Annotated in this window: 9 protein-coding genes and 1 pseudogene; 2 read left to right on the top strand and 8 right to left on the bottom strand. The window is 60.2% G+C overall.

What is annotated here, in order from left to right:
* The 8 genes and pseudogenes from Q0O19_RS01755 to Q0O19_RS01720 form a co-directional block, all read right to left on the bottom strand.
* Positions 1-260 (bottom strand): annotated as a pseudogene (locus Q0O19_RS01755) (bifunctional D-altronate/D-mannonate dehydratase); the annotation flags it as partial.
* 17 nt (positions 261-277) lie between these two features.
* A complete protein-coding gene (locus Q0O19_RS01750; protein WP_295519529.1) occupies positions 278-1,696 on the bottom strand; it encodes a mannitol dehydrogenase family protein in 1,419 nt (472 codons plus the stop codon).
* 49 nt (positions 1,697-1,745) lie between these two features.
* The gene (locus Q0O19_RS01745; protein ID WP_295519526.1) at positions 1,746-2,798 is read right to left on the bottom strand and encodes a malate/lactate/ureidoglycolate dehydrogenase; all 1,053 of its coding nucleotides are present in this window, start codon (positions 2,796-2,798) and stop codon (positions 1,746-1,748) included.
* 24 nt (positions 2,799-2,822) lie between these two features.
* Positions 2,823-4,349, bottom strand: a complete 1,527-nt coding sequence (locus Q0O19_RS01740) for a UxaA family hydrolase (protein ID WP_295519523.1) — start codon at positions 4,347-4,349, stop codon at positions 2,823-2,825.
* A 9-nt stretch (positions 4,350-4,358) separates the two neighbouring features.
* The gene (locus tag Q0O19_RS01735; protein ID WP_295519520.1) at positions 4,359-5,753 is read right to left on the bottom strand and encodes a TRAP transporter large permease; all 1,395 of its coding nucleotides are present in this window, start codon (positions 5,751-5,753) and stop codon (positions 4,359-4,361) included.
* Between the two features lie 27 nt (positions 5,754-5,780).
* Complete coding sequence (locus tag Q0O19_RS01730; RefSeq protein ID WP_295519517.1) at positions 5,781-6,356, bottom strand: TRAP transporter small permease; 576 nt, start codon at positions 6,354-6,356, stop codon at positions 5,781-5,783.
* A 97-nt stretch (positions 6,357-6,453) separates the two neighbouring features.
* Entirely contained in the window at positions 6,454-7,443 is a 990-nt protein-coding gene (locus Q0O19_RS01725) for a sialic acid TRAP transporter substrate-binding protein SiaP (protein WP_295519515.1), read from the bottom strand.
* A gap of 52 nt (positions 7,444-7,495) precedes the next feature.
* Positions 7,496-8,224, bottom strand: coding sequence for a FadR/GntR family transcriptional regulator (locus tag Q0O19_RS01720; RefSeq protein ID WP_295519512.1), 729 nt, complete (start codon positions 8,222-8,224; stop codon positions 7,496-7,498).
* Positions 8,225-8,354: 130 nt separating this feature from the next.
* Between Q0O19_RS01720 and Q0O19_RS01715 the strand changes: the two genes are divergently transcribed.
* Positions 8,355-9,470: a mandelate racemase/muconate lactonizing enzyme family protein gene (locus Q0O19_RS01715; RefSeq protein ID WP_295519510.1), complete on the top strand. Its 1,116-nt coding sequence runs from the start codon at positions 8,355-8,357 to the stop codon at positions 9,468-9,470.
* Positions 9,467-10,216 carry an SDR family oxidoreductase gene (locus Q0O19_RS01710; protein WP_295519507.1) on the top strand — a complete coding sequence of 250 codons (750 nt, stop codon included), beginning with the start codon at positions 9,467-9,469 and terminating at the stop codon, positions 10,214-10,216. The genes Q0O19_RS01715 and Q0O19_RS01710 overlap by 4 nt, the downstream gene beginning before the upstream one ends.
* Positions 10,217-10,225: the final 9 nt, after the last annotated feature.

Here is a 10,225-nt window from a genome sequence, read left to right as displayed (position 1 = left end):
GCAATGGCGCTCATGGTCACCGGGCCGCGCCGCCAGTAGGACCCTTTGTAGAGGTATTGCCAGATGTCTTCAATTTGCTGCGGGTCGCGCCCGATCAGGCAAGGGATGAGGTGGTCTTCGAGGGTGCTGACCACGGCCAGCTCGCGACCGTTGAGCGTGGCATCGCCCACGCCGTACACGCCCTGATCGGTCTCGATTTTGAGGGTGACGAAGTTGCGGCCGGGGCTGCACACAATGACGCGGGCGGTGGTGATTTTCATGGCTCGAGCCTTCGTGTTCAGGCTTCTTGTTGCAGCAATTGCAAGATGGCCGTGTCCACACCTTGCTGCAGGATTTGTTGGTGCCAATGGATCACGCGGGCCGTCCAAGCGTCGTGGCCAGGAAGGGCGGTGCCCCAGAGGTCTTCGCGGGCCAGCAGGGCGCGCACGCAAGTTTCAGGCTCGGTGCGTTGTGCGGCGCCCAGGGCCATGAGGCTGTCGGCCTGTGGGTCATTCAGTGCGTAGGCTTGCCCTTGTTCGTCTAAGCCCAAGGTGTAGCGCAAGAAAATGGCCGCCGCCAGCGCGTGGTGTTCAAACGAAGCACCTTGAGCGATCTGGCTCAGCACCGAAGGCAGCCAACGCTGTGGGATTTTTTGCGAGCTGTCGGTGGCGATCTGGTGCACGCTGTGTTTCAGATAGGGGTTGCCAAAGCGTGCGATCAGCGCGTCACGGTAAGCAGCCCAGTCGCTGCGAGACAGGTGTGGCGCGACCTCGCGGCCCATGAGTTGGTGCACGAATGTGCGGATATGCAGCACCCCAATGCAGCTGGCAATGAAAGGTCTGCCGGTGATTGCACCCATGAGCGCCATGGCCGAGTGACTGCCGTTGAGCATGCGCAGCTTGGCTTCTTCGTAGCTGTGCACATCGGCTGTGACGCGCACACCGGCGCTTTGCAGCAAGGCGGCGTCAGCGGGGTCTGCAAAGCGGTCTTCGATCACCCATTCCCAAAAGCCTTCTGTGCTCAAAGCGCAGTGGTCTTGTACACCCAGTGCCTCTTGCGCAGCGGCCATCACCTCAGGCGTGGCGGCGGGGACGATGCGGTCGACCATGCTGCAGGGAAAGGCACAGTGCGCGTCCAGCCAGCGCAGCACATCGGTGTCTTGCGCGCGGGGGTCTTTGGCTGAAACCGCTGTTTTGACCAAGGCCTGCAGCTTGAGGCCGTTGCCTTGCAGGTTGTCACATGAGGCGATGGTGATGCCCGGCAAGCCCGCTTGCTGGCGCAGGCGCAAACCCTCCAGCAGCAGTTGGGCCAGGGCCGGTGTGTAGCCTTTCTCGGTGACAGTGAGCGTCACCCATCGGGTGCTGGGCGCGGCGATGGCGTGCACCACCGCATCGCGCTCGGTGGTGGCCACGCTGGTGCGCCAGAGGGCCCCGGGCACTTGCCACTTCACCCCCAGCCCGTCCGCAATGCGCACAGCGTACAAACCGTCTTGGGCTTGGAGTTGGTTCACCAAATCGGGCCGCGTCATGCCCACGCCATGGATGCCCCAGCGCGTGTCGCCACCATGGAGTAACTGGTCAAACACCATGGCTTGATGAGCCCGGTGAAAAGCACCCAGCCCCAGGTGCACCACGCCGGGGGCGTGGGCCTGACGGTCATATGCAGGGGTCTGAATGGAGGCGGGCAGGGCGTGGAGCGTGGCGGATGACAGGGTCATGGTGTGAGGTGCAAATGCCTTGAATGCAGGGCCTTGAGCCCACAAGCGTTCAACGGTGTTGGAGTTTTTGCTCGGACGCTTCGATCTCTGCCCAGGTGGCGTCATCGATCCAGATGCCGCTTTGCTCGCGCTCAGCGCGTGCCGTGCGCTCGGGCTCGCCCGCGATCTTGACGCCGTCGCTGCCGGGTGCATCAGGGCTTTGGCGCAGCCAGTCGGCAAAGGCCAGGGCTTCTTGTTCAAAAGTGGCTTGCGTGCCCAAACGCACCGGGTCGATCAACAACGTCAGCATGCCGTTGAGCACCGCCCTTTGATGGTCGGCTTCGCGGTGCCAGGTGCCGCTGCCCGTGAGTGCGCCGCCCAGCAGCTCGCAGGCCATCGCCATGCCAAAGCCTTTGTGGTCGCCAAAGGTCATGAGCGCACCGAACAACCCGTTGGACTGCGGCACCACCACCACGCCGGGGTCGGTGGTGGGGTGGCCGTGTTCGTCGATCAAATAGCCGGGCGGCACTTGCTCGCCCTTGTTGTGGGCCACACGCATCTTGCCTTGCGCCACGCGGCTGGTGGCAAAGTCCAGTACAAAGGGCGCGCGCTTGCCCATGGGCACGCCGATGCAGCAGGGGTTGGTGCCAAAGCGCCCATCGCCGCCGCCAAAGGGAGCCACCACCGGGCGCGAAAGCACGTTCACGAAATGCAAGGACACCAATCCTTGCGCCACGGCCATCTCGGCAAAGTGGCCGATGCGCCCCAAGTGGTGCGAGCGGCTCAGGGCCACAGTGCAGACGCCGTGCTGTTTGGCACGGTCAATGCCCATCTGCATCGCCTGCACGCCGGTGATTTGGCCGTAGCCGCGCTGACCGTCCAAACTCAGCAGTGGGCCGGTGTCAAGCACCACCTTCACGCCCGTGTTGGGCGAAAGGCCCCCTTCGAGGACGGCGTCCACATACCTGGGCACCATGCCCACACCGTGCGAGTCGTGCCCGCTCAGGTTGGCCATGACCAAGTTGTCGGCCACCTGAGCGGCTTCGGCTGGGGTGCTGCCTGCTTGTTCGATGATGTGGGCGACTTTGGCGCGCAGCGCTTGCGCAGAAATGGTGTGGCTCATGGCGATGGATTGCTCACAAAGTCTTTACATGACCGCACCGACTTGCCACGGCACGAATTCGTTTTGGCCGTAGCCGTGGCGCTCGCTCTTGGTGGCTTCGCCCGAGGCGGCGGCAAGGATCATCTCGAAAATGCGCTGGCCCATCTCGGCGATGCTCACGCCGCCGTCGACGATCTCGCCGCAGTTCAGGTCCATGTCCTCTTCCTGTTTTTTCCACAGTGCGGTGTTGGTCGAGAACTTCAGGCTGGGTGAGGGCGCGCAGCCATAGGCACTGCCGCGCCCGGTGGTGAAGCAAATCAAATTGGCCCCACCGGCCACTTGGCCAGTGGCGCTGACCGGGTCATAGCCTGGGGTGTCCATGTAGACAAAGCCTTTGGCCGTGACGGGCTCGGCGTATTCGTAGACCGCTTGCAAATTGCTGGTGCCGCCTTTGGCCACTGCGCCCAGCGACTTTTCAAGGATGGTGGTCAGGCCGCCCGCCTTGTTGCCGGGTGAGGGGTTGTTGTTCATCTCGCCGCCGTTGATGGCGGTGTAGTTTTCCCACCAGCGGATGCGCTCGATCAGCTTGTGCGCCACCTCGGGCTTCACGGCCCGTCGCGTCAGCAGATGCTCGGCACCATAAATTTCTGGGGTTTCGCTCAGGATGGCGGTGCCACCGTGTTGCACCAGGAGGTCCACCGCCGCACCCAGTGCCGGGTTGGCACTGATGCCCGAGTAGCCGTCAGACCCGCCGCACTGCAGGCCCACGGTGATGTGCTCGGCGCTGCATGGCTCGCGTGTGATGCCGTTGGCGCGGGGCAGCATCTCTTCAATCAAGGCAATGCCTTTTTCAACGGTGAGGCGTGTGCCGCCCGTGTCTTGGATGTTGAAGACTTTGAGCGTGTCGCCCTCGCGCAGGCTGCTGTGCGCCAGCCAGGTGTTGATCTGGTTGGACTCGCAACCCAAGCCCACCACCACCACGCCCCAAAAGTTGGCGTGTGTGGCGTAACCGGCCAAGGTGCGTTCCAGCAGTTGCATGCCCATGCCCTGCGTGTCCATGCCGCAGCCGGTGCCGTGGGTCAAGGCCACCACGCCATCGACGTTGGGGAAATTCGCCAGCGCCGCCGGGTTATTGCGCTTGGAAAAATGGTCGGCAATAGCGCGAGCGGCGGTGGCCGAGCAGTTGACACTGGACAGCACGCCGATGTAATTGCGCGTGGCCACACGCCCATCAGAGCGTTTGTAGCCCATGAAGCTGGTTTGCTTGCGCACGGGTTCGGCTTTGACATCTTGGCCGATGGCGTAGTCGCGCTCGAAGTTGCCTTTTTCAGGGCCCATGTTCAAGTTGTGTGTGTGCACATGCTCACCAGGGCCAATGGCTTGCGATGCAAAACCAATGATCTGGTTGTAGCGGCGCACAGGCTCACCCGCTGCGATGGTGCGTGTGGCGATTTTGTGGCCGGGTGGAATGAGGCCGCGCACGGCCACGCCGTCGACGGTGCTGCCGCTCATGAGCTGGGCACGTGCGATGACCACGTCATCGGCTGGGTGAAGGCGAATGAAAGAGCTCATGTCAAGGTCTTAATAAAATTGTTTGGGCAACCACAACACCAAGTTGGGGAAGTAGGTGATGACGGCCAAGCTTCCGATCAAGGGGAACAGCCAGGGCAAGATGGCAATCGTCGTGCGTTCTACACTGAGTTTGGCGACACGAGCCAGCACAAACAGCACCATGCCCATGGGCGGGTGCAGCAGACCGATCATCAAGTTCAGCACCATGACCAGACCAAAGTGCACCAGGTCGATGCCCAGCTTTAGGCAAATCGGCACGAGGATGGGTACAAGGATGGTGATGGCCGCAGTAGGCTCCAGGAAGCAGCCCACAAACAACATCAGCGCATTCGCCAGCAGCAAGAACACCCAAGGCTCTTTCGTAAAGCCCAAGACCCATTCGCTGATGGCCGAGGTCACGCCTGTGGCCGTGAGCATCCAGCCAAAAATGCTCGCAGCAGCCACAATGAACAGCACCGTCGCCGTGGTTTCCACGGTGTCCAGACTGATTTTGACGAACATCTTGAAGTTCAGTGTGCGGTACCAGAAGAAGCCCAAGACGATGGCCCAGACACAGGCTGCAATCGCCCCTTCGGTGGGGGTGAACACCCCCGTGGTCATGCCGCCAATCAAAATGACCGGGGTCATGATGGGCAAGACCGCTTGGAATTTAAAAATTTTGTCGGCCATGAACAAAACGAACAAAGCCACGAAGACGGTGATTTGAGCCGGTGTGCCCATGTCGGTGACCAACCACCAGATGGCCATGGGCCAACCAATGACCACGGCGGTTTCAATCAGTGCCTTGATGACTTTGGGCCACTCGAATTTCACATCAGCGCCCCAGCCGTTTTTGTGCGCGAAATAGGCCACTGTCAGCATCATCAGCAGGGCCATCAGGATGCCCGGCAAAATGCCTGCCAAGAACAGCGCACCCACCGAGACGTTGGCCATCATGCCGTAGATCACAAAGGGCAGGCTGGGCGGAATGATGGGGCCGAGTGTGGCCGATGCCGCCGTGACGCCCACTGCAAATTCGGTGCTGTAACCATGGTCTTTCATGGCTTTGATTTCGATGGTGCCCAGACCAGCTGCATCGGCAATCGCTGTGCCGCTCATGCCTGCGAACACGACCGAGCCCACCACGTTGACATGGCCTAAGCCCCCTTTGAGCCAACCCACCAAGGCCAGCGCGTAGTTGTAAATGCGGTTGGTGATGCCCGCGTTGTTCATCAGGTTGCCGGCCAGGATGAAGAAGGGCACGGCCAACAAGGGAAAGCTGTCAATGCCGGAGACCATCCGGTGAATCACCACAAAGGGGGGGGAGCTTTGTACAAAGAACAGGTAAATCAGCGACGCACCCGCCATGGCAATCGCCACCGGGATACCGCCACTCATGAGGATTAAAAAAAGTATTTTCAGCATGGCAATCTTTCGGATAGTCGGGTGCGATCAGCGGTCGGTCATCTCGGACTCAGGGCGTTGCAGCACGGTGTAGCCGCGCTGCCAATGCACACGGGCCACCCAGATCGAGCGCAGGCACATGGAGGCAAACCCGGCCAGCACGACGCCATAAACCAGGTTCATGGGCAAATCGATGATGGTCATCTTGTAGCTGCCCAGCTTTTCCATCATTTGCCATGTGAGATAAGTCGCAGAGGCGAAAAAAGCCACGCGCATCACGTCCACCACCTTGCCCATGCCACTGGACAGCCAGTTGGGCATGAAGCGGTAGAAAAAATCGACCTGGATGTGGTTGTTTTTGGCCACGCCAATCGACGCGCCTGTGAATACGGCGGCGATCAGCAAATAGCGGGCAATTTCCTCGGTCCAGGAAGCCGAGTTGTTCATCACATACCGCGTGAAAAATTGGTAGAAAACCGTCAGGCCCAAGGTCCAGAAAAAAGCCAGTGCGACCCAAGCCTCGATGGGGGTGCCCGACAGGTCCACTTCGTCGTCGGTGGCGTGAAACTGCCCATCGTCGCCCATGACTTTGGGCATGGCATCCAGATCGGGGGTGTTGCTCATGGCTTGTCCTTGAATTCAATCGTGCAGGGGAAGAGAAGCGGGCCTGCTTGGAGGCAGACCCGCCACATCAGGACTGTGCACAGGCACAGTCAGCCACTCACTTGGCCGCTTGGATTTTGTCGAAGTCAGCCTGCGTGAAGCCCATCGAAGTCAGAGGCTTGTTTTTGAGCACAGCGTCCTGGAAGGACTTGCGGTCGACTTGCACAATCTGCAGACCTTTTTTCTTGAACTCGTCCACCAACTCGGCTTCGCGTGCTTTGATTTTGGCTGTGGCCCGCACGGCTGCTTCTTGCGTCACATCGGTGAAGACTTTCTTCTCGGCATCTGAGAGCTTGTTCCAAAGATGAGGCGCAATCTGGGTGGTCAGTCCGTCCACAATGTGGCCTGTCAGCATGATGGCCTTTTGGACTTCAAAGAACTTTTTGGCTTCAATCGTGGTCAGGGGGTTTTCCTGGGCCTCCACAGTGCCGTTTTGCAGGGCCAGATACACCTCAGCAAAAGCAATGGGGGTAGGGTTGGCGCCGCAGGCTTCGGGTGTGGCGCGGTAAGCCGGTACATCGGGCACGCGGATCTTGATGCCCTTCATGCCAGCGCAGTTGGTGAAGGCTTTTTGTGCGGTGGTGTGACGGGCACCGTAGTAGGTGTAGGCCGTGACCTGGATACCTGTCTTGGCGCGGAACTCACTGACCATTTCCTGGAACACGGGGCTTTTGGAATAAGCGATCAGGTGGTCGCCATCGCGGAAGATGAAGGGGTAGTAAGCAATGCCAAAGCGCGGGTAGGTTCGCGCCGCAAATGAAGGGCCACTGATGATCATGTCCACCGTACCCAGGGTCAGGCCCTGGTTGATGTCGGTTTCTTTGCCCAATGTGGACGCGGGGAAGACCTGGATGTCGAACTTGCCGTTGCTGCGCTTTTTGATTTCTTCGGCAGCCCACACTGACTCGGTGTGATAGGGCTCAGACGTCTCGTAGACGTGGGCCCATTTGAGTTTTTGTTGGGCTTGTGCACCTGTGCTGACCAGCAGCGTGCCCAGTGCTGCGGCGCCCAAGGCCGCCAGGGTTTTCAGGGTGAATCGTTTGCTCATCGTTGTCTCCTCGGTGGTTTAAAAAATGCTGACGCGAAAAATCTGCATACCCCTATCGGGCGGGAGCGCGGCGCCAGCTCGCGCTGTATCTTTTGTGGGCTTGTTTCAGGTGCTTTTGCATGGCTTTGCGGGCGGCCGCGGCGTCGTGCGCCTCGATCGCCAGCAAGACCTGCTGGTGTTCGGCGATGGCGGCTTGCCACGATTCGGGGTGTTCAAAATAGTCACCCAAACGCTCAAACAATGGGCCGTTGCGGGCTTGCCAGTAGCGCTGCACGGTGTCGAGCAAGACGCTGTTGCCGCAGGCCTTGGCGATGGCCGCGTGAAAGGCTTCGTCGCCATCGCGGGGCACCTCGTCGCGGGCGGCTTCCAGTTTCATTTGCTGCAAACCGGCTTTGATGGCTTTGAGGTCTGTCTTTTGTGCATGGGTGGCCGCCAATGCAGCGACCTCGGCTTCGATCAACAAACGGGCACTCATCACTTCCAGAGGTCCCCAGTCGGCAGGGGTATCGGTGTCGACCTCAAGATGCGCAGTGGGCTTGCTAGGCGCATCTGGGCGCTGCACATAAATGCCAGAGCCTGTGCGCACCTCGATCATGCCTTCCACCTCGAGCGCGATCAGGGCTTCACGCACAGAGGGGCGGCTCACACCCAACTGCGTGGCCAAGTCCCGTTCGGCGGGCAAGCGCGAGCCCAATGCGAATTCGCCCGCCACCATCAGTTGCCGAAGTTGTTCGGCAATCTGTCGGTACAGGCGCTGCGGGGCCACGGTGTGCAAGGGCATGGGGTGTGGATCAGGGATAACGTGAATTGGACAAGTGGTCTGACCAGTTGCACAATCATCACACGGTCAGTTTTCAGCGGTCAAGCTTTTTTAGCCCCGCATAAACCCTCATTCCTCAGCCGCTACTTGCATGCCTTCAGTCACCATTGACCGTGTCAGCCTTCGTCAAGTCAACTTGCCGCCCAAGGTGCTGCGCACCGACGCCATTCAGTCGTTTGTGACGCAAGAGACCATCTTGCTCACGCTGCACTGCAGTGATGGGCTGGAAGCCACCGGTTACGCCTACACGATTGGCACGGGCGGCTCTTCGGTCATTGCCTTGCTCAAAGACCATTTGGCGCCGCGTTTGATCGGGCGCGACCCAGTCAAGGTTGAAGCGATTTGGAAAGACCTGTTTTTTCACACCCACGCCACCGCTGTTGGGGCCATGACCAGTTTGGCGCTGGCCTGCGTGGACACCGCGTTGTGGGACTGGCGTGCGAAAAGCCAGGGCCTGCCACTGTGGCAGTTGCTGGGTGGGGCTCAGTCGCGTGTGCCGCTGTACACCACCGAAGGCGGCTGGTTACATTTGTCGCCCGAAGCGCTGGTGGACCAAACTTTGGAGGCGAAAGCCCAGGGCTTCAAAGGCGCCAAGATCAAGATCGGACGACCGCATGTGAGCGAAGATGTGGCCCGCCTGAGCGCGGTGCGCGACGCCGTGGGGCCGGGCTTTGAGCTGATGACTGATGCCAACCAGGGCTTCAACCGTGCAGAAGTCGTTCGACGTGCGCGCGCTTTTGATGGGCTCGGTCTGGCCTGGATCGAGGAGCCGCTGCCTGCAGAGGATGTGTCGGGCCACCGTCAGTTGCGCGAGCACACCACCATTCCCGTGGCGGTGGGTGAGTCCATGTACCACCCGATGCAGTTCCGCGAATACCTGGAGCAGGGCGCATGTTCCATCGTGCAACCCGATGTGGCTCGCATCGGTGGCATCACGCCCTGGATCAAGACCGCCCACCTGGCTGAAACCTTTGATGTGGCAGTGTGCCCACATTTTTTGATGGAGTTGCATGTGAGCCTGTGCGCTGCCGTGCCCAATGCCACTTGGGTGGAGTACATCCCGCAGCTGGACGACATCACCACCTCGCGCATGCAAGTCAAAGATGGCTTTGCCATGCCACCCGACACCCCCGGCTTGGGCATTGCCTGGGACTGGTCGGCCATATCCAGCAGACAAATCACCCAAATGGAGATCAAGACAACATGAGACTCAAAGGAAAAATCGCGCTGGTCACCGCTGCCGGACAAGGCATTGGCCAAGCGGCCGCACTGGCCATGGCCGCAGAGGGCGCAACCGTCTACGCCACCGATGTGAATGCCGATTTGTTGAAGAGTTACCAGGGGGTGGCGAACCTGCACACCGCTGTCCTGAATGTGCTCGACAAGTCGGCCATTGCCGCACAAGTGGCCAGCTTGCCGCGCATCGATATCGTCTTCAACTGCGCGGGTTTTGTGCACAACGGCAACATCGAGCAGGCCCAAGACGAGGAGTGGGAGTTTGCCTTCAACCTCAACGTGCGCTCGCAGTTCTGGATGATCCAGGCGGTCATTCCCAAAATGGTGGCGCAGTTCGAGAAAGACGGTAGGGGCGGCAGCATCATCAACATGGCCAGCGTGTGTTCCAGCGTCAAGGGCTTGCCCAACCGTTTCATTTACGGCAGCAGCAAGGCGGCTGTGATTGGCTTGACCAAAAGCGTGGCGGCCGACTATGTGCGCCAAGGTGTGCGATGCAACTGCATTTGTCCCGGTACGGTGGACACACCTTCTTTGCAGGACCGCATCAACAGCTATGCCGACCCGGTTCAGGCGCGCAAGGACTTCATCAACCGTCAGCCCATGGGGCGTTTGGCGCAGGCCTCTGAGATCGCGCCCATCGTCACCTTCCTTGCTTCCGATGAATCCATCTTCGCCACGGGCAACGCCTACATGGTGGACGGTGGCATGACCATCTGAGGCCACAGT

Source organism: Limnohabitans sp. Rim8 (assembly GCF_945869175.1).
GTDB lineage: Bacteria > Pseudomonadota > Gammaproteobacteria > Burkholderiales > Burkholderiaceae_C > Limnohabitans_A.
The sequence above is the reverse complement of the archived record's forward strand: the minus strand, read 5'-3'. Positions and strand labels throughout refer to the sequence as shown.